Origin of the sequence: Pseudoduganella aquatica, from assembly GCF_009857595.1 — a bacterium.
Taxonomy (GTDB): Bacteria; Pseudomonadota; Gammaproteobacteria; order Burkholderiales; family Burkholderiaceae_D; genus Rugamonas; species Rugamonas aquatica_A.
Window position 1 is genome coordinate 121,155 of the sequence record NZ_WWCU01000003.1, and the last position, 23,315, is coordinate 144,469.

The 23,315-nt window shown below is 67.6% G+C and carries 21 protein-coding genes; 7 read left to right on the forward strand and 14 right to left on the reverse strand.

Annotated features, from left to right (window positions below; translation table 11 throughout):
• Positions 1 to 139: 139 nt before the first annotated feature.
• From GTP77_RS04130 to GTP77_RS04145, 4 genes are all read right to left on the reverse strand, one after another.
• Complete coding sequence (locus tag GTP77_RS04130; protein WP_161070909.1) at positions 140 to 1,462, reverse strand: TolC family outer membrane protein; 1,323 nt, start codon at positions 1,460 to 1,462, stop codon at positions 140 to 142.
• A gap of 25 nt (positions 1,463 to 1,487) precedes the next feature.
• Entirely contained in the window at positions 1,488 to 1,811 is a 324-nt protein-coding gene (locus GTP77_RS04135) for a rhodanese-like domain-containing protein (protein ID WP_161070910.1), read from the reverse strand.
• Between the two features lie 18 nt (positions 1,812 to 1,829).
• Positions 1,830 to 2,480 (reverse strand): protein-L-isoaspartate O-methyltransferase family protein, encoded by a 651-nt coding sequence (locus GTP77_RS04140; RefSeq protein WP_161070911.1) that lies wholly within the window; start codon positions 2,478 to 2,480, stop codon positions 1,830 to 1,832.
• A 155-nt stretch (positions 2,481 to 2,635) separates the two neighbouring features.
• Complete coding sequence (locus GTP77_RS04145; protein ID WP_161070912.1) at positions 2,636 to 3,292, reverse strand: TetR/AcrR family transcriptional regulator; 657 nt, start codon at positions 3,290 to 3,292, stop codon at positions 2,636 to 2,638.
• A 237-nt stretch (positions 3,293 to 3,529) separates the two neighbouring features.
• On the opposite strand from GTP77_RS04145, the gene GTP77_RS04150 reads away from it, so the two are divergent.
• Together GTP77_RS04150 and GTP77_RS04155 are read left to right on the forward strand one after the other, a co-directional pair.
• The gene (locus GTP77_RS04150) at positions 3,530 to 3,997 is read left to right on the forward strand and encodes a KGG domain-containing protein (RefSeq protein ID WP_161070913.1); all 468 of its coding nucleotides are present in this window, start codon (positions 3,530 to 3,532) and stop codon (positions 3,995 to 3,997) included.
• A 54-nt stretch (positions 3,998 to 4,051) separates the two neighbouring features.
• Entirely contained in the window at positions 4,052 to 4,567 is a 516-nt protein-coding gene (locus tag GTP77_RS04155; protein WP_161070914.1) for a hemerythrin domain-containing protein, read from the forward strand.
• An 86-nt stretch (positions 4,568 to 4,653) separates the two neighbouring features.
• Here GTP77_RS04155 and GTP77_RS04160 read toward each other — a convergent pair whose 3' ends face one another.
• Together GTP77_RS04160 and GTP77_RS04165 are read right to left on the reverse strand one after the other, a co-directional pair.
• The gene (locus GTP77_RS04160; protein ID WP_161070915.1) at positions 4,654 to 5,814 is read right to left on the reverse strand and encodes a zinc-dependent alcohol dehydrogenase; all 1,161 of its coding nucleotides are present in this window, start codon (positions 5,812 to 5,814) and stop codon (positions 4,654 to 4,656) included.
• 195 nt (positions 5,815 to 6,009) lie between these two features.
• Positions 6,010 to 6,933, reverse strand: coding sequence for a LysR family transcriptional regulator (locus tag GTP77_RS04165; protein ID WP_161071109.1), 924 nt, complete (start codon positions 6,931 to 6,933; stop codon positions 6,010 to 6,012).
• A gap of 103 nt (positions 6,934 to 7,036) precedes the next feature.
• On the opposite strand from GTP77_RS04165, the gene GTP77_RS04170 reads away from it, so the two are divergent.
• The 5 genes from GTP77_RS04170 (at position 7,037) to chrA (ending at position 12,186) form a co-directional block, all read left to right on the forward strand.
• On the forward strand, positions 7,037 to 8,152 hold the full coding sequence (locus GTP77_RS04170) for an alkene reductase (RefSeq protein ID WP_161070916.1): 1,116 nt from the start codon (positions 7,037 to 7,039) through the stop codon (positions 8,150 to 8,152).
• A 16-nt stretch (positions 8,153 to 8,168) separates the two neighbouring features.
• Positions 8,169 to 8,864 carry an SDR family oxidoreductase gene (locus GTP77_RS04175; protein WP_161070917.1) on the forward strand — a complete coding sequence of 232 codons (696 nt, stop codon included), beginning with the start codon at positions 8,169 to 8,171 and terminating at the stop codon, positions 8,862 to 8,864.
• 7 nt (positions 8,865 to 8,871) lie between these two features.
• Positions 8,872 to 9,270 carry a VOC family protein gene (locus tag GTP77_RS04180; protein ID WP_161070918.1) on the forward strand — a complete coding sequence of 133 codons (399 nt, stop codon included), beginning with the start codon at positions 8,872 to 8,874 and terminating at the stop codon, positions 9,268 to 9,270.
• Between the two features lie 73 nt (positions 9,271 to 9,343).
• Positions 9,344 to 10,849 (forward strand): serine hydrolase domain-containing protein, encoded by a 1,506-nt coding sequence (locus GTP77_RS04185; protein WP_161070919.1) that lies wholly within the window; start codon positions 9,344 to 9,346, stop codon positions 10,847 to 10,849.
• Positions 10,846 to 12,186 carry a chromate efflux transporter gene (chrA, locus tag GTP77_RS04190; protein WP_161070920.1) on the forward strand — a complete coding sequence of 447 codons (1,341 nt, stop codon included), beginning with the start codon at positions 10,846 to 10,848 and terminating at the stop codon, positions 12,184 to 12,186. The genes GTP77_RS04185 and chrA overlap by 4 nt, the downstream gene beginning before the upstream one ends.
• Here the strand turns inward: chrA and GTP77_RS31015 are convergent.
• The 8 genes from GTP77_RS31015 to GTP77_RS04230 all read right to left on the reverse strand — a co-directional run bounded on the left by GTP77_RS31015 (position 12,108) and on the right by GTP77_RS04230 (position 23,215).
• Positions 12,108 to 13,988 (reverse strand): DAHL domain-containing sensor histidine kinase, encoded by a 1,881-nt coding sequence (locus GTP77_RS31015; RefSeq protein WP_161070921.1) that lies wholly within the window; start codon positions 13,986 to 13,988, stop codon positions 12,108 to 12,110. The two genes, chrA and GTP77_RS31015, sit on opposite strands and share 79 nt — an antisense overlap.
• Positions 13,985 to 14,947, reverse strand: coding sequence for a cytochrome-c peroxidase (locus GTP77_RS04200; protein ID WP_161070922.1), 963 nt, complete (start codon positions 14,945 to 14,947; stop codon positions 13,985 to 13,987). Before GTP77_RS04200 ends, GTP77_RS31015 begins: the two co-directional genes overlap by 4 nt.
• Positions 14,948 to 14,969: 22 nt before the next feature.
• Entirely contained in the window at positions 14,970 to 17,114 is a 2,145-nt protein-coding gene (locus tag GTP77_RS04205; RefSeq protein WP_161070923.1) for an EAL domain-containing protein, read from the reverse strand.
• Positions 17,115 to 17,136: 22 nt separating this feature from the next.
• Positions 17,137 to 17,526, reverse strand: a complete 390-nt coding sequence (locus GTP77_RS04210; protein ID WP_161070924.1) for a response regulator — start codon at positions 17,524 to 17,526, stop codon at positions 17,137 to 17,139.
• 70 nt (positions 17,527 to 17,596) lie between these two features.
• Positions 17,597 to 18,217: a response regulator transcription factor gene (locus GTP77_RS04215; RefSeq protein ID WP_161070925.1), complete on the reverse strand. Its 621-nt coding sequence runs from the start codon at positions 18,215 to 18,217 to the stop codon at positions 17,597 to 17,599.
• Positions 18,214 to 20,301, reverse strand: a complete 2,088-nt coding sequence (locus GTP77_RS04220; protein ID WP_228893974.1) for a sensor histidine kinase — start codon at positions 20,299 to 20,301, stop codon at positions 18,214 to 18,216. The genes GTP77_RS04215 and GTP77_RS04220 overlap by 4 nt, the downstream gene beginning before the upstream one ends.
• A 176-nt stretch (positions 20,302 to 20,477) precedes the next feature.
• The gene (locus GTP77_RS30860) at positions 20,478 to 22,292 is read right to left on the reverse strand and encodes a DAHL domain-containing sensor histidine kinase (protein ID WP_161070927.1); all 1,815 of its coding nucleotides are present in this window, start codon (positions 22,290 to 22,292) and stop codon (positions 20,478 to 20,480) included.
• Positions 22,289 to 23,215, reverse strand: a complete 927-nt coding sequence (locus tag GTP77_RS04230) for a cytochrome-c peroxidase (RefSeq protein ID WP_161070928.1) — start codon at positions 23,213 to 23,215, stop codon at positions 22,289 to 22,291. Before GTP77_RS04230 ends, GTP77_RS30860 begins: the two co-directional genes overlap by 4 nt.
• Positions 23,216 to 23,315: the final 100 nt, after the last annotated feature.

Genomic DNA, 23,315 nt, shown 5'->3' on the forward strand with positions numbered 1-23,315 from the left:
TTGGCGGGTTACGGCGCCACGCATGCGCCAGAAATTTGCCGCCGACTGCGTAGGGCGGGTTAGCGCGGCGCAGCCGTGCGTAACCCGCCGTGCAAGCGGCCCTGCGGCGAAAAAAAACCGGGGACTGGCCCCGGTTCCTTTACTTCACCAGCAATTCATTGATCGGCACCAGGTCCGCTTCCTTCAGTGTGCCGGCCGCCGCTTTCAGGCGCAGGCCGTTCATGATGGTGTCGTAGCGGGCGCGGGACAGGTCGCGCTGGGTCGAGTACAGCTGGCGCTGCGCGTTCAGCACGTCGATGTTGATGCGCACGCCAACCTGGTAGCCCAGCTTGTTCGAATCCAGCGCCGACTTGCTCGACACCTCGGCCGCTTCCAGCGCGCGCACCTGCGCCAAGCCGCTGTTCATGCCCAGGTAGGCGGTGCGGGCGTTCTGCGCGGCGGCGCGGCGCGTCGCCTCCAGATCGTTGCGCGCCTTGTCTTCCAACGCGATCGATTCGCGCACCTTGCTGGTCACGGCAAAGCCGTTAAACAGCGGCACGTTCCACTGCACGCCGATGCTGTTGGTCTTTGTGATGCCGGAGGCGGTCACGCTGTCGCGGCCCTTGCTGGCCACCAGGTCCAGCGTCGGCAGGTGGCCGGCGCGGTTGCGGTTGATGTCGCGCTTGGCGATCTCCAGGTTCAGCTGCGCGCCCATCACCGAGTAGTTCTGCTGCTCGGCCGACGAGATCCACGGCTCGATGGCGGCCGGCTGCGGCGCGGCGATGGTCACGCCGCTGCGCAGCGTGGACAGCGAGGCCGGCGCGGCGCCGATGATCTGCTGCAGCGCGTTGCGCTTGACTTCCAGGTCGTTGATGGCGGCGAACTCCTGCGCCACCACCAGGTCATACGCCGCTTGCGCTTCGTGCGTGTCGGTGATGGTCTGCGTGCCCACCTCGAAGTTGCGCTTGGCCGAGGCCAGCTGTTCGGTGGTGGCCGATTTCTGCGCCTGGGTCGAGGACAGATTGTCCTGCGCCGTCAGCACGTCGAAGTAAGCCTGCGCCACGCGCGTGATCAGGTCCTGCTGGGCCTGTGCGAACACGGTCTCGCTGACGGCCTGCGACAGCTTGCTCTGCTGGTAGGATTCCCAGCGGTCCCAGCGGAACAGCGGCTGCGACAGCGACAGCGACCACTGGTTGCGCGAACTGTCGCGTGGGCCGCTTTCCGGGCCAAAGATCGCGTCGCTGGACTTGGTTTCGAAGTCGCCGGTGATCTTGGTGCTGGAACCGCCCAGGCCTATAACCGGCAGCAACTGGGAACGCCCTTGCGTCGTCCTTTCCTGACCCGCAGCAAGTGCAGCGCGTGCGCTGGCATACGTGGCGTCGTTGGCGAGCGCCTGCTGGTACACTTGGATGAGGTCGGCCGCCTGTGCGTTGATGGTCAACAGTGCGCTGCTGATCAGCAAGGCGATTAAGGGTTTCTGCATTGCGTTCTCCGTGGAATCATAACAATTAGTATTTTGGCATGGCGCTGTCGACCTGCACAGCCCAGGCATGGATGCCGCCCGTCAAATTCGTGATCTTGCCGAAACCGTTGCGCTCCAGGAAGGCAGCGACCTGCATGCTGCGCGCCCCGTGGTGGCAGATGCAGACGATGGCCGCGTCCTCATCGAGGTCGTCGATGCGGGCCGGAATCGAATTCATCGGCATTAGGGTCGAGCCGGCGATATGGCAGGTCTCGTATTCCCAGTTCTCGCGCACGTCCAGCAGAAACGGGCTGGGGCGCGCTTCGTCGGCCAGCCAGTCGGCCAGTTCCAGCGCAGTAATATGTTGCATGCGGCGCTCCCGTCCGGTTTAGAACGTGAACTGCGACGGCTTGGCGGCGTTTTGCAGCGGCTTGACGTCGGTTTCAAACAATTTCTTCTGCTCGTAGCCGTCCGAGGTGCGGGTCACCAGCACGCCCGACATGGAAGGCGCTTCGCCGATGATGGCGAACACGCGGCCGCCTACTTTCACTTGCTGCAGGAAGGCTTCCGGCAGCAGCGGCACCGAGCCCGACAGCACGATCAGGTCGAACGGCGCGCCATTGGCCCAGCCCTGCGAACCGTCGCCCAGCTCCACGGTGACGTTGGTGATGCCGGCGGCGGCCAGGTTCTGCTCGGCCTGCGCCTTCAGTTCCGGCGAAATCTCGACGGTGGTGACGTGGCGGCCCTTGTGCGCCAGCAGCGCGGCCATGTAGCCGCTGCCGGTGCCGATTTCCAGCACGTTTTCGTGTTTTTTCAGCTGCACGTCCTGCAGGATGCGCGCTTCCAGCTTGGGCGTGAGCATGGTGTAGCCGTTGCCCAGCGGGATTTCCGTGTCGACGAAGGCCAGGTTTTTATGGCTGGCGGGAACGAAGTTCTCGCGCTTGACCACGTTCAGCAGGTCCAGCACGTCCAGTTCCAGGACGTCCCATGGGCGGATTTGCTGTTCGATCATGTTGAAGCGGGCTTGTTCGATATTCATCTTTAAACTCGGTGAAGGATTAAATAATCCGTCATTTTATCGTTGAACTGGTCAGGACGGCATATTAACGACATCGGCGACGGACTGAGGGAAATTGCGACAGTCTGCAGATTCGGGGGGCTGAACGCGCAAAAACCGCCCCGGGCTGCTTAATTTTATGGCACGCCGGCGGCGCCGTCCGGGCGCAGGCCGCGCAAGGCCAGGTCGAGGAAGGCGGCCATATACTGGTCCGGGTCGATGCTGGCGCCGCCGCCGCAGGGCAGGAAGGCGTGGTTCCACATCATCAGCATCAGCACCGGGGCGCTCAGCACCGGCATCAGCACCTGCGGATCGTGCGGGCGGAACTCGCCGCGCGCCAGGCCGCGTTCGAGCACGCGCACGATCAGCGCATTGCCGCGCGCCACCACCTCGTCCTCGTAGAAGCGCACCAGTTCAGGGAAATTGCCCGATTCGGCCATCATCAGCTTGGTAATCCCGGCCAGCTTGGTGGCGCCCACCTGGCCCCACCAGCGCATCAGCATTTCGCTCAGCAGCACGCTGCTGTGGGCGTCCGAGGCGGCCAGGTCCAGCTCGGCCTGGACGATGGCCTGGCCGATGGTGGCGCGCACCACGGCCTTGAACAGTTCTTCCTTGTTCTCGAAATACAGATAGAGCGTGCCTTTGGAGACGCCGGCGCGGCGCGCCACGTCCTCCAGGCGGGTGGCGGCGAAGCCGCGCTCGACAAATTGCTCCAGCGCCGCCTCCAGCAATTCCTGGGGCCGGGCGTCCTTGCGCCGTTCCCAGCGCGGTTTGGTGTCAGTCGGGGCTTGCATAGGTCTGATAACTACTTACTTTTGAGTCATTAATCTTAGTCGTCAGACATCTGGCAGTCAAGACTTACCCTGCGCTTACCCTGTCTGTTACGCCCGAATGAAAACCGGAACAGTACAGCCCAAGGCCATTCTCCTACGGGCTGCGCGCCCGGACGCCTACAAGCTGCACGGTTTGGCCACCCTAAGATGGTCTCGCTTCCACATTCTTCGGAGCGCTAAACTACACAGGAGATCACCATGGCATCGAATCAACATACCGGCTCGTCGGGCAAATCCAGCAAAGACGGCGACACCGGCTCAGGCAAGCAAGGTAGCAAATCCGAATCCGGCAAAGGCAGCAGCGGCGGCGGAAGCGGCGGCAACAGCCAAAGCGGCGACACCAGCAATCGCGGCTTCGCCTCCATGGATCCGGAGCAGCAGCGCGAGATTGCGGCAGAAGGCGGCCGCGCCGCCCACGCTTCCGGCAACGCGCACGAATTCACGCCGGAAGAAGCACGCAAGGCCGGCGCGATGAGCCACAAGAACGACGGCAACCAGCAGAGCGATTCGGGCCAAAGCGGCTCGCGCTCGGGATCCGGCGGGAATCAATCCGGCGGGAATCAATCCAGCAACAAGCAGTCCGCCAGCAAGGATACCGATAGCGGTTCGGGCAGCAAGTCTTCGGCCTCGAAATCCGGCAGCGACTCCGGCTCCCGTTCCAAATAACCATCCCATTCCGGCGCCGCAAGGCGCTGCTCAACGCTTAACCAAGGAGCCACCATGAAAGCCACTGACAAGGCAGAGGCAGCCATGCCCCAAAAAATCCCCACCGCGCAGGGCGAAATCGACGCGATCTCGTTGCTGACGCAGGACCACGCCAACGTGAAAGCCATGTTTGAGCAGTACGAAGAACTCGGCGACCGCGCCCTCGCTTCAAAGAAAAAACTGGCGCAAAAAATCTGCATCGAACTGACCAAGCACGCTACGGCCGAGGAGGAAATTTTCTATCCCGCCGTGCGCCAGGCCAGCGGCGAGAATGAAGACCTGATCGACGAGGCGACAGTGGAGCATGCCTCTGCCAAAGAGCTGATCGTGCAGATCCTGTCCATGGAACCCGGCGACGAGCTGTACGACGCAAAGATCAAAGTTCTGTCCGAGCAGATCGAACACCATGTGAAGGAGGAAGAAGGCGAGATGTTCCCCAAAGCGCGCAAGGCAAAGCTGGATCTGGTGGCGCTGGGCGAAGCGATCGAGGACCGCAAGGCCGAGATCGAGGCGCCGGCGATGCCTCAATAAGGCCACGGGAGGCAAGGTCGCCGCCGGCCATACCAAGGCCGGCAGCGACAAGGGCGCCGGAGGCGGCGCCAAGCCCCCCCCAAGCACTAAGGGCGGAGCACAATCTTCCGGCAGTTGTCTTCCTTCTTGTCGAACATCTTGTAGCCCTGGGCGGCTTCCGCCAGGGGCAGGCGATGAGAAATGATCACTTCCGGACTCAGCTTGCCCTCTTCGATAAAGGCCAGCAGCTCGGGCATAAAGCGCTGCACATGGGTTTGCCCCGCCTTGAATCCTATCCCCTTTTCAAACGCGTCGCCGAACAGGAATCCATGGATGAAGCCGGCGTACAGCCCCGGCACGCTCACCATCCCGCCGCGCCGCACGGCGGCGATGCACTGGCGCAAGGCTTTGCCGCTGCTGCCTTCCAGTTTCAGCGCCGTCAGCGTGGTCTCCACCGCACTGCCCTTGGCTTCAAACCCCACCGCATCGATGGCTGCATCCACGCCCCGGAAATGGGTGTTTTCGATGATGACTTCGGCCGGATCCACTTCGTCGAAATTAATGGGGATGACGCCATACGTGGCACGGGCAAATTCCAGGCGGTAAGGATGGTGATCCACCATGAAGATCTGCTCCACGCCCAGCATGCGCGCGCTCGCCGCAGCCATCTGTCCCACCGGACCTGCGCCGAAGATAGCCAGCGACGACCCCTTGCCCACGCCTGCGTTAAGCACCGCCTGATAGCCGGTGGGTAAGATATCGCTCAGGAAGAGCACCTTCTCATCCTCAAGCGTGGCCGGGATCTTGATCGGGCCGACGTTCGCCTTGGGCACGCGCACATATTCGGCCTGGCCGCCGGGCACGCCGCCATACATGTGGCTGAAGCCGAACAGCGCGGCGCCGGAGCGCAGGGACTTCTTGTTCATAATGGTGCCGCGATCGGGGTTGGTGGTCTCGCATGCCGAATACAAGCTCATATCGCAGAAGAAGCAGCTGCCGCAGGCAATGACGAAGGGCACGACGACGCGGTCGCCCTTTTGCAGCGCGGTCACAGCGGGGCCGGCCTCCACCACCACGCCCATGAACTCGTGGCCCATGATGTCGCCCTCCTTCATGCCCGGCACCTTGCCGCGATAGAGGTGCAGATCGGAGCCGCAGATGGCGGTGGCGGTAATCTGGATAATGATGTCGTCGGGCTCCTGGATCACGGGGTCCGGAACGGTGTCGACTTTAACGTCGTGGGCGGAATGGTAAACAAGGGCACGCATCTGGGTCTCCGATCATGGTTTGGCGGGCGCACTTGCGCCCTACGGACTTCGATCTTGCATGAGCTGTCCGCACCGCCATATCAGCGCTTGCGCCGCACACAGGTAGGACTGGGCTGAGTTCCTGGATGACGCACGCGGCGCCGTTTCACTGTGCCCACTGCGCGCGTTTGCCTGACCTTGCCCAAGCGCAGCGGATTAGCCCAGCAGGGATTCCAGCTCGGCGCCCGCTTTGGCGAAGCGTTCGGTCAGGAAATCCAGCAGGGCGCGCACGCGCGGCGCCATGTAGCGGGTTTGCTGGTATAGCGCATGCACCGGCGCGTCCGGCGTGCGCCACTCGGGCATCAGCACTTGCAGCCGGCCGGCCTGCAAGTCGGCGCCGATGTCCCAGACCGATTTCATGGCGATGCCCTGGCCCTTGATCGCCCACTCGCGTGCGACGGCGCCGTCATTGGTTTCGCGCGCGCTAGCGGAAGGCACGATAAACGATTCCACCTCTCCATCGCGCTCGAAGTGCCATTCATTCACCATGCCCGGCGCGGTGACCAGCGCGATGCAGTCGAAGCGGTGCAGGTCGGCCGGATGCGCTGGCGTGCCGTGGGCCGCCAAGTAGGCGGGGGCCGCGCACAGCACGCGGCGGTTGAACGCCAGCGGCCGCGCCACCATGGAGCTGTTCTGCGGCACGCCGAAGCGTATGGCGAGGTCCAGGTCGTCCTGCAGCAAATTGGCAACCGCATCGCCAAGGATCAAGGCCAGCGTGATCTGGGGATAGAGCAGGTTGAACTCTTCCAGCCATCCTTGCAGCACATGGCGGCCAAAATCGGATGTGGCGGCGATGCGCAGCTTGCCGCTGACGGCGCTGCGGCCGGCCTGCAGCGCGGCGTGGGCGTCGTCCAGCGCGCCAAGGGCATGGCGGCAGTGCTCCAGGTAGAGGGCGCCTTCGGCGGTCAGGCGCAGCTGGCGCGTGGTGCGCTCGAACAGCCGCGTGTTCAGCGCCGCTTCCAGTTTCAGCAAACGGGCGCTGGCGGCGGCGGGCGACAGCCCCAGCTTGCGCCCGGCGGCCGACAGCCCGCCCAGGCTGGCAGCCTCGACAAACAGGCGGATGTCACCGAGATTGTCCATCATTATTCCAAAATTTTTGATAATTGTTCAAATGTTAGCCCAATTATCAATTCGTTGCCCCGTCCGCATAATGAATCCAGTCAAAACCTCTCTGGAGTCTTCCATGCAATCGATCCCGCAGCTTTCCGCTCCCCTCACCCTGGGCGACATCACCCTGCCGCACCGCATCGTGATGGCGCCCATGACGCGCGCCCGCAGCTCCCAGCCCGGCGATGTGCCCAACGCCCTGAACGCGGCTTACTACGCGCAGCGCGCCTCGGCAGCCCTGATCGTCTCCGAGGCCTCGCAGGTTTCGCCGCAGGGCAAGGGCTATTCCTTTACGCCGGGGATCTACAGCGAGGAGCAGGTGCGCGGCTGGCGCCTGGTGACCAATGCCGTCCACAAGGCCGGCGGCCGCATCTTCTTGCAGCTGTGGCACGTGGGCCGCATGTCCCATCCCGACTTCCACGGCGGCGCGCTGCCGGTGGCGCCGTCCGCCGTGCCGTTCCAAGGCCAGATCTGGAAGGTTGATGCGGACACGGGGATCGGCGCCATGGTGGACTGCCCCACCCCGCGCGAGCTGGAGCGCGCCGAGATTGCCGCCATCGTCAACGACTTCCGCATCGGGGCGCGCAACGCCATCGAGGCCGGCTTCGACGGTGTCGAAATTCACGGCGCCAACGGCTACCTGATCGACCAGTTCCTGCGCACCACGTCCAACGTGCGCACCGACGAATACGGCGGCACGCGCGAGAACCGCCTGCGCTTCCTGAAAGAAGTGGTCGACGCCGTCGCGGACGAAGTCGGCGCGCAGCGCACGGCGATCCGTCTGGCGCCCTTCCTCACCGCGCGCGGCATGGACTGCCCGGACATCCTGCCGACCATCCTGGACGCGGCCGCCTTCCTGCAAGAGCGCGGCATCGCCTACCTGCACCTGGTGGAAGCGGACTGGGACGACGCGCCCGAATTCACCGAGACCTTCCGGCAGGAGCTGCGCGCGCGCTTTGCCCGCCCCATCATCGTCGCGGGCAATTACGACAAGGCGCGCGCCGAGTGGGTGCTCGGTCACGGCTATGCCGACCTGGTCGCATTTGGCCGCCCCTTCGTCGCCAATCCCGACTATCCGCGCCGCCTGCTGCAAGACCTGCCGCTGGCCGAATTCGACGGCGCCACGCTGTTCGGCGGCACGGAGCGCGGCTATACGGGTTACCCATCGCTGCCGCTGGCGGCAGCAGCCTGAACTGAGGAGAGCAATCATGAAAAACACGACTGTAGTAGTCATCGGCGGTTTGTCCGGCATAGGCCGCGCAGTGGCGGAGCAGGCTGCAGCGGAAGGCGCGCGCGTCATCGCCGCCGGCCGCCGCGCGGCGCCCGCAGACTTTCCGGCATCGATAAGCACCGCCCACATCGACATCAGCGACGACGCATCGGTGGCACGCCTGTTCGACAGCATCGGCCCCTTCGACCACCTGGTCGTCACGGCAGGCCCGGTGATCGCGTCGGCCAAGCTGGCGGACTTGAATGTGGCCGACGCCATCGCCGCCTTCAACGTTAAGTTCTTTGGCCAGATGCGCGTTGCGCAGCGCGCCCTGGGCAGCATCAACCGCGCCGGTTCCATCACGCTGACTTCCGGCCTGCTGTCGCGCAAGGCGGTGCCCGGCGGCCTGGTGAAGGCCGCCATGAACGCCGCCACCGACATCATGGCCAAAACGCTGGCCAAGGAACTGGCGCCGCTGCGCGTCAACGCCGTCAGTCCCGGCATGGTGGAAACCGGCATGTGGGGAGATTTGAGCGAGGCGGACCGCAAGGCCATGGCGGCGCGCGCCGGCGCCAGCATACCGGTGGGCCGCGTCGGCCAGGGCAGCGATCTGGCGCAGGCCTACCTGATGCTGATGCAGAACGGCTTCATGACCGGCAGCGTGGTCGATGTGGACGGCGGCGGCTTGCTGTAAATCCGCCATGCAGCTCGATCACGTCACCATCGTCGCGCCGGACTGCGCGCCATTGCGCCGCTTCTTCGTCCATGTGGCCGGCATGGAAGAGGGCGCGCGGCCGGCCTTCGGCGTAGGCGGCCACTGGCTGTATCTGGATGGCCGGCCGGTGCTGCACCTGATCGAGCGGCCCGATGCGCAGTCCGGCCCGCGCAAGGCCATCGCGCGGGCGCCGGCCCGCATTGACCACCTGGCGCTGCGCTTGGACAGCGCAGCCGAGTGGCAGGCCTTGCTGCGGCGCCTGGATGAATACCAGGTGCCGTATCAGCTGTCCGATATGAGGGCGCTGCGGGAGCAGCAGCTGTTCGTCGCGCTGGGGCCGGAAATCACGGTGGAGTTCGTGATAGCGGCTCAGCATTTGGGTTAGCTTCAGAATCGTGCTACTTTCGCATGGCGTGAAAAAGCATTTTCCTGAAAATAGCCCAATCAGAGGAACCGGTATGTCTCCAATCAAGCTTTCCGTCATGATTTTCGCCGCTGCCGCCGGGGCATGCGCGCCGGCCCTGGCCAACGAACAACGCGACGCGGCGCTGTTCGCCAAGGTGGACGCGATCTTTGCCGACTATGCGCTGGACCAGCACGTCCCGGGCCTGGTGTACGGCATCGTCGCCGACGGCAAGCTGGCTTATGTGCGCGGCATGGGCGTGCAGGACCTGGACAGCAAGCGCCCGGTCACGCCCGATACGCTGTTCCGCATCGCCTCCATGACCAAGGCCTTCACCGCGCTCACGGTGCTCAAGCTGCGCGACGACGGCAAACTGCAGCTCGACGCGCCGGCCGAAAACTATATCCCTGAGCTGAAGGCCTGGAAGTATCCCACCCAGGACTCGCCCCGCATCCGCGTGCGCGACCTGCTGAACCACACGGCCGGCCTGGTCACCGACGATCCCTGGGGCGACCGCCAGACGCCGCTGCCCGAAGCCGAGTTCACCAAACTGCTGCGCGGCGGCGTCCCGTTCAGCAATGCGCCCGGCATCACCATGGAGTATTCCAACCTGGGCTACGCCATGCTGGGCCGCATCATCGGCAACGTCTCCGGCAAGCCGTATGCGGACACCATCTCCGCCACTTTGATGCGCCCGCTGGGCATGACATCGACCGGCTTCGTGGCCGACGCCGCCCCGCGCGAGCGCCGCGCGCAAGGCTACCACTGGGCGGACAATGCGTGGACGCTGGAGCCCACCATGGCCCACGGCGCGTTCGGCGCCATGGGCGGCGTGCAGACCAGCGCCGTGGACTATTCGAAATGGGTGGCCTATCTGCTGTCGGCGTGGCCGCCGCGCGACGGCGCCGACGCCGGCCCGGTGCAGCGCGCCACGGTGCGCGAGCTGGCGCAGGGCTCCAACTTCCCGCACGCGAACGCGCGCCAGGGCCATACCGGCGCGGACAGCTGCCGCCAGGCGTCGGCCTACGGCATGGGCATGATCGCGGCCACCGACTGCGAACTGGGCACGGCGCTCAGCCATGGGGGCGGCTATCCCGGCTACGGCTCGCACGTGCTGCTGCTGCCGGAACAGGGCGTGGGCATTTTCGCCTTCACCAACCGCAGCTACTCGGGTTCGTCGGTGCCGGTATGGGATGCGGCGATGGTGCTCAGCAAGGGCGGTTTCCTCAAGCGCCGCAGCACGGCAGCCAGCGCGGACCTGGCCGCCGCCTACCGCAGCGCCGGCGACATCTACCAGCAGGGCGACGTCAGCGCCGCCGCAGGCCAACTGGCCATGAACTTCCTGATGGACGCCGACGCGGCAAGCTGGCGCCGCGAACTGGCCAGCCTGAAGGCCAAGGTCGGCAACTGCGACACCTCGGCCCCGATCGGCGCCAGCGGCGCCCTGGCCGGCGAGTTCGTCTGGCGCTGCGAGCATGGCAGGGTGGCCGGCAGCGTGCTGCTCACGCCCACCTCGCCGCCGCGCATCCAGGCTTTGTCGCTGCAGCAGAAGAAGCCATGACGGTAGCGCCGGCCCCAGCGCCCGTCAGCTTCGGCGAGGCGCTCCGTTTCTGGCTCAAGCTGGGTTTCATCAGCTTCGGCGGGCCGGCCGGGCAGATCGCCATCATGCACCAGGAGCTGGTCGAGCGCCGCCGCTGGATTTCGGAGCGGCGCTTCCTGCACGCGCTGAACTACTGCATGCTGCTGCCCGGCCCGGAAGCGCAGCAGCTGGCCACCTATATCGGCTGGCTGATGCACCGCACCCGGGGCGGCGTGGCGGCGGGCGCGCTGTTCGTGCTGCCGTCGCTGCTCATCCTCATCGGCCTGTCCTGGATCTATATGGCCTTCGGCGACCTGCCGCTGGTGGCTGGCCTGTTCTACGGTATCAAGCCCGCGGTCACCGCCATCGTGCTGCAGGCGGCGCACCGCATCGGCGGCCGGACGCTGAAGAACGGCTGGCTGTGGGGTATCGCGGCCGCGTCCTTCACCGCCATTTTCGCCGCCGGCGTGCCCTTCCCCGCCATCGTGCTGGCGGCGGCGCTGGCCGGCTACGCGGGCGGACGCTATTTGCCAAAGCAGTTCCAGGCCGGCGGCGCCCACGGCGCGGCGCAGCAGTCCTACGGTCCCGCGCTGATCGACGACCACACGCCTACACCGGCGCACGCGCGCTTCCGCTGGCGCGGACTGGCCGGCATCATCGCCGCCGGCGCGGCGCTGTGGGCCGTGCCCATGGCGCTGCTGGCGGCCTGTTTCGGCTGGCAGCACACGCTGACGCAAATGAGCTGGTTCTTCACCAAGGCCGCCCTGCTCACCTTCGGCGGCGCCTACGCGGTGCTGCCCTATGTCTACCAGGGCGCGGTGGACCACAACGGCTGGCTCAGCGCCGCGCAGATGATGGACGGTCTGGCGCTGGGCGAAACCACGCCCGGCCCGCTGATCATGGTGGTGGCCTTCGTCGCCTTCGTGGGCGGCTACGCCAAGGCCGCGCTCGGGCCGGGCTTGCTGTTCCTGGCCGGCGCCGCAGCGGCCGCGCTGGTGACCTGGTTCACCTTCCTGCCGTCCTTCCTGTTCATCCTGGCCGGCGGCCCGCTGGTCGAATCCACGCACGGCGACCTGAAGTTCACCGCGCCGCTGACGGCCATCACCGCCGCCGTGGTGGGCGTGATCGTCAACCTGGCGCTGTTCTTCGGCTACCACGTGCTCTGGCCGCAGGGCTTTGCCGGCCGCCTGGACTGGCCGGCCGCGTTGATCGCGCTGGGCGCGGCGGTGGCGCTGCTGCGCTACAAGGCCGGCGTCATGCCGGTCATCGGCGCCTGCGCGCTGGCCGGGCTGGCGCTGCGCCTGGCGGGCTGGGCGTAAACCTCCGTCCGCTGCCGCAGCGGCAGCGTGATGCGGAAGCGGCTACCCGCCCCGGGCGCGGTCTCGACATCGATGCGGCCGTGGTGGTTCTGCACAATGCCGTAGGACAGCGACAAGCCCAGCCCCGTTCCCTTGCCGATGGGCTTGGTGGTGAAGAAGGGATCGAAGATGCGCGGCAGCACCTCGTCCGAGATGCCGCAGCCGTTGTCGCCCACTTCGATCCAGGCCTGCTGGTCCGCCACGCCGGTGCGGATGGTGATCAGGCCGCGCAGCGGCCCCACTGCGTGGCTGGCATTCACCAGCAAATTCATGAACACCTGGTTGAGCTGGGACGGCATGCATTCAATCTCCGGCAGCGCGCCGTATTCCTTGCGCACATCGGCCACCTTGCGCACTTCGCTGGCGATGATGTTGAGCGTGGAGTCGATGCAGCGGTGCAGGTCGGCCCATTCCCACTGTTGCAGCGAGTCGGTGCGCGAAAAGTCCTTCAGCGACTGCACGATCTTGCTCACGCGGCCCATGCCATCGCGCGATTCGGCCATCATCACGGGAATGTCGGCGCGCAGATAGTCCAGCTCCAGCCGCACCCGCTGCGCCCGCATGCGCGCCGCCAGTCCGGGCACGGGCGCCATGGCCGGTTCCGCGTCCTGGTAGATGGACAGCATTTCGAATATGCGCTCCAGGTACTGCTCCAGCATGTCGGCATTGGAGGCCAGGAAGCCGAGCGGGTTGTTGATCTCGTGCGCCACGCCGGCCGCCAGCTGGCCGATGGAGGCCAGCTTTTCCGACTGCACCAGCCGTCCCTCCAGCTGCTTGCGCTCGGCCATCTCGCTTTGCAGCTGGCCGTAGGCGCCCTCCAGTTCGGCGGTGCGCTCGTGCACCGCCGCCTCCAGCCCCTCGTTGGCCTGCCGCAGCTGGCCGTTGACGCTGTTGATGATGGCGTGGCTGCGGATCAGGCGCCAGGCCGCGTACAACAGCAGCGCCGCCAGCGCGGCCGACAGCAGCAGCAGGTAGCGCCTGTGCTGCTGCATCTGCAGCGCATTGCGCTCCTGACCTCGGTTGAGCAGGGTGCTGATGCGGTCCATGTGCGCGGCGGTGGGCGCGGCGGCGATGCGGTCCAGCAGATCCTGCACTTTCTGGCATTCGCGCAGCACCGTGCGCACGTGCACCACGAACAGGCGCAGGGCGCCGGCCAGGTCCGCCGGAAGCGTGTCCTGGCTGGCCATCATGCCGGCCAGCGCGCGCTCAAAGCCTGCCTGGTCAAAGCGGGCGCCGTCCTCGAACATGAGCACCTGCAGCAGCACCTTGCGGACCCCGGCCTCGGTGCGCATGAAACGCAGCGTGCCCCCCCGGCCCGGCTGGCTGTAACGCTCGGCCAGCGCGGCAATATCGTCGGCTGCGACCGGCAGGAAAGCCATGGAGTTGCGCAGGACGGCATTGTGCGACTTGAACGACTCGATCAACGCAGCCTTGCGCCCCAATTCGCGTTCCAGCGCCGCCACGCCGGCGGCCAGCTCCGCGCCGCCGTCCCGGTCCGGCGCGCCCGGCCGCGCATTGAGCTGGTGCGGCAAGGCGTCCAACTGCGGCAGCGGTTCGGCCAGCGCATCGTAGCTCTGGTTGATGCCCAGCTTGGACTTCATCGCATCGAGTTCCCATTGCGCGTCCAGTTGCCTGATCTGGCGCAGCCGCGCCACGTTCTCGAAGTAGGCCGGCGCGTCGTTGCCCGGCGCCTGCCGGTACAGGAACAGCAGCGCGCCGGACAGCACCAGCCCCAGTGCCGCGAGAGGCAGGGCGGCTTTCATGGCTGGCCCGCCGGCTGCGCGTTCAGCGTGGCGAGGAACTGCGCGATGAGCGCCTTGTCCTCGGGACTGCCGGGCCGTCCCAGCTGGTACTTGAACATGATGTCGATGGCTTGTTCCAGGGTGGCGGCCGAGCCGTCGTGAAAATAGGGCGCGGTGCGCGCCACGTTGCGCAGGCTGGGCACCTTGAACACATAGCGGTCCTCCTCGCTGCCGGACAGTGCGTAGCGGCCACTGTCCTGCCGGGCGGCGGCGCCGCGCCGTCCCGCGTAGTCCTCCATCACGCCGAACTTCTGGAACATATTGCCGCCCACATTCACGCCCTGGTGGCAGGCCACGCAGCCATACTGCTTGAAGCGCGCGTAGCCGGCCTTTTCCGCCGCGCTGAGCGCGCCGTGCTCGCCGCGCAGGTAGCGGTCGAAGCGAGAATTGGGGGTGATCAGGGTGCGCTCGAACGAGGCCAGCGCATGCTCGATGTTGGCGCGCGTGACGCCGTCCTTGTAGGCGGCGGCGAAACCGCTGCGGTAGCCCGCGTCCTGCTGCACCTTGCGCACCACGTCCGGCCAGCGCGATCCCATTTCCGCCGGGTTCTCCACCACCAGGCCGATCTGCGCCTCCAGCGTGTCGGCGCGGCCGTTCCAGAACTGCTTGAAATTGAGCGCCGCGTTGAGCACCGTGGGCGCGTTCAGCGCGGCCGGCTTGTCATCCAGGCCGAGCGACACGCCACGGCTGTCGGCGCCGCCGCGCGCCAGGTCGTGGCAGCTGGCGCAGGACACCCGGCCGTTGACGGACAGGCGCGGATCGCTGAACAGGCGGCGCCCCAGCGCGGCCTGGGCCGGGTTCTGGCGCAGCGACTGCGGCACCGGCTGGATCGGCTCGCCGGACGGGCCGGCCAGCGCCGGCGCGCACACCAAAGCCAGCGCGGCGGATAGGAAACGAGAGGCAAAACGGCTGGCGGACATGGCGGTCTCACGTGGCCTGGGCTCAGGCGCACAGCGCGTCGCCGGCGCTCGACAGCCCATGCAGCTGCCAGTAGTGGCGGAAAGCGGCGCGGATATTCTCGCGCAGCATATTGTTGTCCCAGGGCTTGGTGTAGAAGCGGTACAGCGAGCCCCGGTTGATCGAGTCCATGATGGTGGCCAGGTCGGTGTAGCCGGACAGGATGATGCGGAAGGTGTCCGGATACATGCCCTTGATCTTGTCGAGCAGCTCGGTGCCGCTCATCTCCTCCATGCGCTGGTCGCACATCACCAGCTGCACCTCGTGGCGCGCCAGCATTTCAAAGGCCTGGGCCGCGCCATTGGCCGTCAGCACGCGGTAGCCGTCCTGGCGCAGCAGGCGCTGAAGGGCCGACAGCACATGCGCCTCGTCGTCGATCAGCAGCAGGGTGCGCACGGGCGCGCCGCCCGCGGCCGGTGCGGGCAAGCCGGCCGCGCTCAGCAGCAGGTGCTGGAACTGCATGGCAGGCAGCGGGCGGCTGAAGACATAGCCCTGGATCTGGTCGCAGCGGCGGCGCGCCAGGTAGGCCAGCTGCGCCTCGGTCTCCACCCCCTCGGCCACCACCTCCAGGCCCAGGCTGTGCGCCATGGCGATGATGGCGTCCACCAGCGCGGCGGCGCCCGGGTCCACCGTGACCTCGCGGATAAAGGCGATGTCGATCTTGAGCACGTCCACCGGGAAGCGCTTCAAGTAGGCCAGGCTGGAATAGCCGGTGCCGAAATCGTCGATGGCCACCTTGACGCCCATGGTCCGCAGCGCGGCAAGGCTGGTGGCGGTGCGCTCGGTGTCGTCCATCAGCGCGCTCTCGGTCACCTCCAGGGACAGCAGCCCGGGCGCAATGCCGTGCGCCGCGATGGCTTCCGCCACCGTGTGCTGCAGCTGGTTGTCGGAGAACTGGCGGCTGGCCACGTTGACGGCCACCGGCACCGGTCCCTCGGGGCGGGCCGACCACAGCGCGATCTGGCGGCAGGCCGTGTCGATGATCCAGGCGCCCACTTCCACGATCAGGCCGGTCTCCTCCAGCAGCGGGATGAAGGCCGACGGCGCCACCGCGCCATGGCCAGGACGGTTCCAGCGCAGCAGCGCCTCGGCGCCGGCCATGCGGCCGCTGGCCACGTCCACCTTGGGCTGGTAGTACAGTTCGAATTCGCCGTTGACCACCGCCTGCCGCAGCGCGCGCTCGAACTCGAAGCGGCGCTGCGCCTGCACGTCCATGGCGTCGGTGAAGAAGCGGCAGTTGCCCTCGCCGCCCTGCTTGGCGTGGTGCAGCGCGGTGCTGGCGTATTTCATGAGGGTGGCGGCGTCGGCGGCGTCGGCTGGATGCAGCGCGATGCCGATACTGGTCGTCAGCCGCGCCTCTCCTTGCGCCAGCTGGAAGGGCTGGGTGCAGCAGTGGCGCACCTGCTCGGCCACCTGCTGCGCGTCGAGCGGCGTGGCCAGGCCGCCCAGCGCGATGGCGAATTCGTCGTTGCCGAATCGGCTCACTACGCTGCCGGCCGGCGCGGCTTGCTGCAGGCGCTGGGCGAACTGGCTCAGCAGCCCATCGCCCGCCGCGTGGCCCAGGGTGTCGTTGACGCGCGCAAAACCGTCCAGGTCCAGCATCAGTACGGCGCTGGCCCGGCCACCAATAGCCGCCAGCATCTGCTCCAGGGAACGCTGGAACAGGGCGCGGTTGGGCAGGCCGGTCAGCGCATCGTAGCAGGCCAGGCGGGCGCCCTGGTCGCGCGTGCCGGTGTACAGCAGGCGCACTTCCAGCAGGTTGCGGATGCGCGCCAGGATCTCGCCGTGGTCGAAGGGCTTGCAGACGAAGTCCATCACGCCGGCGTCCAGCGCGCGCTGCTTGTGCTCGGGGGCGGCCGTCACCGCCAGCACCGGCAGATACTCGCCCGCCTCCACCTCTTTCAGTCCCGCCAGCACTTCGAAGCCATTCATGAAGGGCATGTTCAGGTCCAGCAGGATCAGGTCGTAGCGGTGCAGGCGGTGCAGCGCCACCACTTCGCGCGGGTCGTTGGTGGAGGCAACGCGGGTGTAGCCCGCGTACTCCAGCATGGCCTTCAACAGCAGCACGTTGGCGGGACGGTCGTCGACGATCAGGATGCCGGCCTGCTGCAATTCGGACAAGCTTGCCATGATGTTCTCCAGTGTTGTTGTTTTATTCCCAGCCGCTGCGGGCGGCGGCTATCGCCTCCAGCAGTTCCAGGTCGTTCATCGGCTTGAGCATGTAGGCCAGCGCGCTGCCGCGCTGTACGCGCGCCTGGATCTCCGGCGAGTGCTGGCCGGTGACGGCAATGACGCCGGTGCGTGGCGCCAATTCCGCCAGGTGCTGCTGCACTTCGAAGCCGGACATGTCCGGCATGTGCAGATCCAGCACTACGCAGTAAGGGGCGCCGGCGCCGTCGTCGCGCAGCGCCGCCAGCAGCGCGGCGCCGCCGTCGTAGCCGCAGGCCGGAATGCCGGCCGCGCGCAGCAGCCGCAGCAGCGCCCGGCGGATGGCGGCTTCGTCGTCCACGACGGCTACCCAGGGATGTATTTTGGTGTCCATGAGTAGCAAGATAACGCGCCGGCGGGCGGCGCGATATTGGACCTTGGCCCAACGCGGCCGGTTTCCGGTCTCAGTCCTGCGCGCCGCGCAGCCTGTCGGCCAGGCGCACCAGCGCGGTCAGCGAGCGCACCTGCATCTTCGCCATCACGCGCGCGCGGTGCACCTTGACGGTCTTTTCCACCGTCCCCAGTTCGGCCGCCACCTGCTTGTTGAGCAGGCCCTCGATCAGCAGCGCCATCACCTCGCGCTCGCGTGGGGTCAGGCTGTCGTAGCGGGCGCGCAGCTCGCCGCGTTCGGCGTCCTCCGCGCACCGCTGGGCATTGAGCACCAGCGCGGCCTGCACCGCCGCCACCAGCTTGTCGCCGTCCACCGGCTTGGTCAGGAAGTCGAAGGCGCCGTGCTTCATGGCGAGCACGCCACTGGCGATGTCGCCGTGGCCGGTCAGGAAGACCAGCGGCAGCAGGCTGCCCTGCCCGGCCAGCGCCTGCTGCAAGGCCATGCCGTCCATCTCCGGCATGGCCAGGTCCAGCACCAGGCAGCCGGGCGCCGCCGCGCTGCCGCTGGCGAGGAAGGCCTGGGCCGACTCATAGGGCGCCACGTCGAAGCCGGCCGAGGCCAGCAAGCGCGCCAGCGCCTTCAGAATGGCGGGCTGGTCGTCGACCAGGAATACCCGGGGCGGAGGGGCACTCATGGCGCCGCCGTTTCCGCAGCCGCCGCCAACGGCAGGCGCACATGGAAGCTGGCGCCGCCGTCCGGATTGTTCTCGGCCCACAGCTGGCCGCCGTGCGCCGCCACGATGCTGCGGCAGATCGACAAACCCAGGCCCATGCCGCTGTCCTTGGTGGTGTAGAACGGCGCGAACACCTGGTCCAGCGCGTCATTCGGGATGCCGCTGCCGCAGTCGGCGATGCTGATGCGCAACCAGCCCTCGTCATCCAGTCCGGTGCGCACGCCGATCGCCCTGGCGCCGGCGTCCGTCATGGCCATGGCGTCGACGGCGTTCATGAGCAGATTGATCAGCACCTGCTGCAGTTGCACGCTGTCGGCCAGCACGTGCGCATCCTCCGCACCCAGTACCGTCGACAGCGCCACGCCGTGGCTGAGCAGATCGTTGCGCAGCAGGCGCAGCACCTCGATCACCAGCGGGTTCACGGCGGCCGGCTGCAGCGGCGTCTCGCGCTTGTCGAACAGGCGCCGCAGCCGGCGGATAATCTCGCCGGCGCGCTGGTCCTCGGCCACGATGTCGGCCAGGATGTCGCCCACCTCGTCCAGGTCCGGCGTGGCCTGGCGCAGGAAGCGCTGCGCCGCCTGGGCGTTGCTCAGGATGGCCGTCAGCGGCTGGTTCAGCTCATGGGCCAGCGCGCCGGACAGCTCGCCCAGCGTGGCCACGCGCGCCAGGTGCGTCACTTCGCGCTGCTTTTGCTGCATCGCCAGCTCGGCCAGCTTGCGCTGCGTGATGTCGAGGGCCACGCCGCGCACCAGCCGCGGCTTGCCGTCGCCGCCGGTCTCGCAGCTGCCGCGCGAAGCCACCCAGCGCAGGCCGCCCTGCGGCAGCGCGACGCGGTACTCGATTTCATAGCGTTCGCCGGTGTCGGCCAGCGCCAGCACGCGCCGCACGGCGGCGCAGTCGTCCGTGTGCACGCGCTGCAGCAGCGCCGCCACCGAGATTTGTTCGGACGGGAGGAAACCGAACAGCTCGCGCCAGGACGACGACACCCAGACCTTGCCCTGCACCAGGTCGCGCACCCAGATGCCCAGGCGCGCCGCCTCGGCCGCCAGCGCCAGCTGCTGCTCGCTCTCGCGCCGCTCGGCCTGGGCGGTGCGCACCGAGGCGGCTGCCTGCTGCAGGGCCAGGCCCAGTTCATTGGCCTCGCGCAGCGCCAGCGGCGGTATCTCCGGCACCACGCCGGCCGCCACCGCCGCCGCCGGCCCTGCCAGCGCCTGCACCGAGCGCGCAATACCGCCGCCGATGCGCCAGGCCAGCCCCAGACCGGCCGCCAGCGCGGCCAGGGTGGCCACGATCAGCCAGGCCAGCGAGCGGCGCAAGCCGGCCGTCAGCTCGTCCAGCGGAATGCCCAGCGCCACGCTCCAGCGGCTGGTGGCCGAGCGGCTGAACACGCTGTACACCGGGATGCCGTCCAGCGTGGTGGTCTCGAAGCCGCCCTCGTCGGCCAGCGCCAGCTGGCGCTGCAAGGCCGATGTGGTGGGACGGCCAACAAAACGTTCGATGTCGTGGCTGCGCGCGGCGATCTTGCCGCTGCCGTCGACGATGGCGACCCGCCAGGTGCGAGGGAGCGAGCGCTCCGCCAGCAGCCCCGCCAGACGGGCCGGCGTAGCGGTGGCGTTCAAGGTCATGGCGGCGTCTGCGCCGCGCCGGATTGGCACGCCGATGGTGTAGATCAGTTGCCCGTCCACCGGGGAGGGGAACAGATCGGACACGCCGGGCCGGCCGGTGGCCAGGATGCGCTTGAGCAGCGGCGCGCTGGCCAGCTTGGGCAGCCGCTCGCCGTAGGGCCGACGGGTGGACAGCAGCAGGCGGCCGTCCGGGTCGATCAACACGATGCCGTCGGCGTGCATATCGGCCTGCGCCTCGACGGCGCGGCTGTGGAAGCCGGCCAGGTCGCCGCGCTGCAACTGGTGGGAGGTGCCGAGCGCCAGCAGCGCGGCCTCGGTGCGGGCAAAGCCGCTGTCGACAGCGGCCATGATGGCGCGCGCCTGGGTAACCGTGCTGGCCAGAAGCTGCGCGCGTTCGCGGGTGTAGAAATCGACTATCAAGAATGCAGCCACTACGGCCATGGGCAAAATGCAGCCAATGACAAGCAAAGCGAGGCTGGCGCGCACGCCGATAGCTTGCCTGCGGGGAGAACGCTGCTTGCGCGAGCGCATGGGTGGTGCACCTCCTGCTGGCGAAGACGACGCTACGATTCTATTGCAGAACCAGCGCCGCGTGGCTATATTTCGCCGCTCCGCCGTAGCGGCAATGAAACGCGGAAGGTGCTGCCCTTGCCCGGTTCGGACTGCACGTCGATGCGGCCCTGGTGCTGCTGCACGATGCCGTAGGTGAGCGCCAGGCCCAGGCCCGTGCCCTGGCCTATGTCCCTGGTGGTAAAGAAGGGATCGAAAATGCGCGGCAGCACCTCGGCCGCCATGCCGCAGCCGTCGTCCGCCACCTCGAGCCAGGCCTGGCCGCCCGCAGTCCCGGTGCGCAGCGTGATGCGGCCGCGCTGCGTCCCCATGGCCTGGCTGGCGTTGAGCAGCAGATTCACCACCACCTGGTTAAGCTGCGCTGGCATGCATTCGACCGGCGGCGGCGCGCCGTAGTGTTTGTCCACGACAGCGGCCTTGTCCACGTCGGCCGCGACGGAGTGCAGCGCGGCGTCGACGCAGCCGTTCAGGTCCGCCAGCTCCCAGCGCTGCTGCGCGGCGCTGCTGGCGAACTCCTTGAGCGCCAGCACGATCTTGCTGACCCGCCCCATGCCCTCGCGCGATTCGTCCAGCATGGCCGGAATGTCCTCGCGCAGATAGGCCAGCTCCAGCCGCTCGCGCTTTTCCTTCAGGCGCGCCGCCACGTCGGCCGATCCGGCCATGGCCAGCTCGGCCTCCTCGTAGGCGGCCAGCATGTCGAACATGCGTTCCAGGTAGCGCTCCAGCATGGCCGAATTGGCCGCCAGGAAGGCCAGCGGATTGTTGATCTCGTGCGCCACGCCCGCCGCCAGCTGGCCTACGGAGGCCAGCTTCTCCGACTGCACCAGCCGCCCTTCCAGCTGCTTGCGCTCGGCGATCTCGGTGTGCAGCTGGCCGTTGGCGCGCAGCAGTTCGCCGGTGCGTTCGCGCACCGCCGCCTCCAGTCCCTCGTTGGCCTGGCGCAGCTGCTGGTTCACGCGCTGGATGATGGCGTGGCTGCGCACCAGGCGCAGCGCCGCGTACAGCAGCAGCGCCGCCAGCGCGGCCGAGAGCAGCAGCAGATACAGGCGGTGCCGCTGCATCTGCACCGTGTCGCTCTGCTGCCGCGCGCTCAGCAGGTCGCCGATGCGGTCCAGGTGCTGCTCCACCGGCGCGGCCACGATGGCCGCCAGCAGATCACGCACGGCGCGCTGTTCGCGCAGCACCGTGCGCGCATGCACGCCCAGCAGCTCCAGGCGCTGCGCCAGCTGCGGCGGCAGGCCGCGCGTGCCGGCCGACAGCACGGCCAGCGCAAGTTCCATGTCGAACAGGGTTTCGTCGCTGGCGTTCTCGTTGTGCACCAGCGTGGCCAGCAGCACCTTGTTGGCGGCCACGCCCGCCTGCCGCAGTCCGCCCCGGCCGGCGCCGGATGCGCCAAGCTCCACGATGTCGCCGGTGGCGGCCGGCAGATAGGCCAGCGAATTGCGCAGCACCGCGTTGTGCGACTTGAACAGCTCTATCATGGCCGCCTTGCCCGCCAGCTCACGCCGCAGCGCCGCCACGCCGGCGGCCAGCGCTTCGGTGGAGGCGTCGCCGGACCGGAGCGGCGGCAGGCGGACCTGCTGCGGCAGCGCTTCAAGCTCGCGCTGGGTGGCCACCAGCGCATCGTAATTCTGGTTCATGCCCATGCGGGACTTCATCACGTCCAGCTCCCAGGTCGCATCCAGCTCCTTGATCTGGCGCAGCAGCGCCACGTTGCCGGCATAGCTGGACGCGTCGTAGTCCCTGGCATCCTGGTACAGATACAGCAGCGCGCCGGCCAGCAGCGCGGCCAACAAGGCAAACGGCAGCCAGCCGCGCGCCGCGCGCCGCCAGCCCTTCATGGCTGCGCTCCGGGCGGCGCGGACAGCGTGGCGAGGAACTGGGCGATCAGTGCCTGGTCCTCCTTGCTGCCGGGGCGGCCCAGCTGGTAGCGGAACATGATGCCGATCGCCTGCTCCAGCGTGGCGGCCGAACCGTCGTGCAGATAGGGCGCGGTGCGCGCCACGTTGCGCAGGCTGGGCACCTTGAAGCGCCTGGCGGCGGCGTCCCGGTCCGGGTAGGCCTCCATCACGCCCAGCTGCTGGTACATATTGCCGCCCACGTTCACGCCCTGATGGCAGGCGACGCAGCCGGCCTGCTTGAAGCGCGCATAGCCTTCGCGCTCGGCGGCGCTGATGGCGCCGTAGTCGCCGCGCAGGTAACGGTCGAAACGCGAACCGGGCGTGGTCAGCGTGCGCTCATACGCGGCGATGGCCTGCTCGATATTGGCCCGCGTTACGCCGTCGCGGAAGGCGGCGGAAAAGCCGCGCCGGTAGTCCGCGTCCTGCTCCACGGTGCGCAGCACATCGGCCCAGCGCGCCGCCATTTCCGCGGGGTTCTCGATGGCGCTGCCGGCCTGCTGCTCCAGCGTGGCGGCGCGGCCGTCCCAGTAAAGGCGGAAGTTGAAGGCGGCATTGAAGACGGTGGGCGCATCGAGCATGCCGGGACGGGGCTGCGCCTGCGTCCGCGTCTGCGCTGCGGCGGGATTGTGGCAGGCGGCGCAGGACTGCCGCTTGTCCCCGGAAAGGCGCGCATCGCTGAACAGGCGCCGCCCCAGCGCGACCTTGGCCGGATCCTGCCGCGCGGCCTGGGGCAAAGGCAGGATCGCCTCGCCTGCGGGCGCCGCCAGCGCGCCATGCAGCCCCGCAAACACGCAGCACACCGCCAGGCCGGCACGGACACGGCTGGCTGGCTTGCGTTTGGAAAGCTGCTCTGATGGGCGCATATGCGAACCGCCTCCTTGCTGCCGGATCATCCGACCTCGATTGTATTAAACAAAATGCACCATGTCGCAGATTAATTTCACAATTTTTGAATCCGATCCG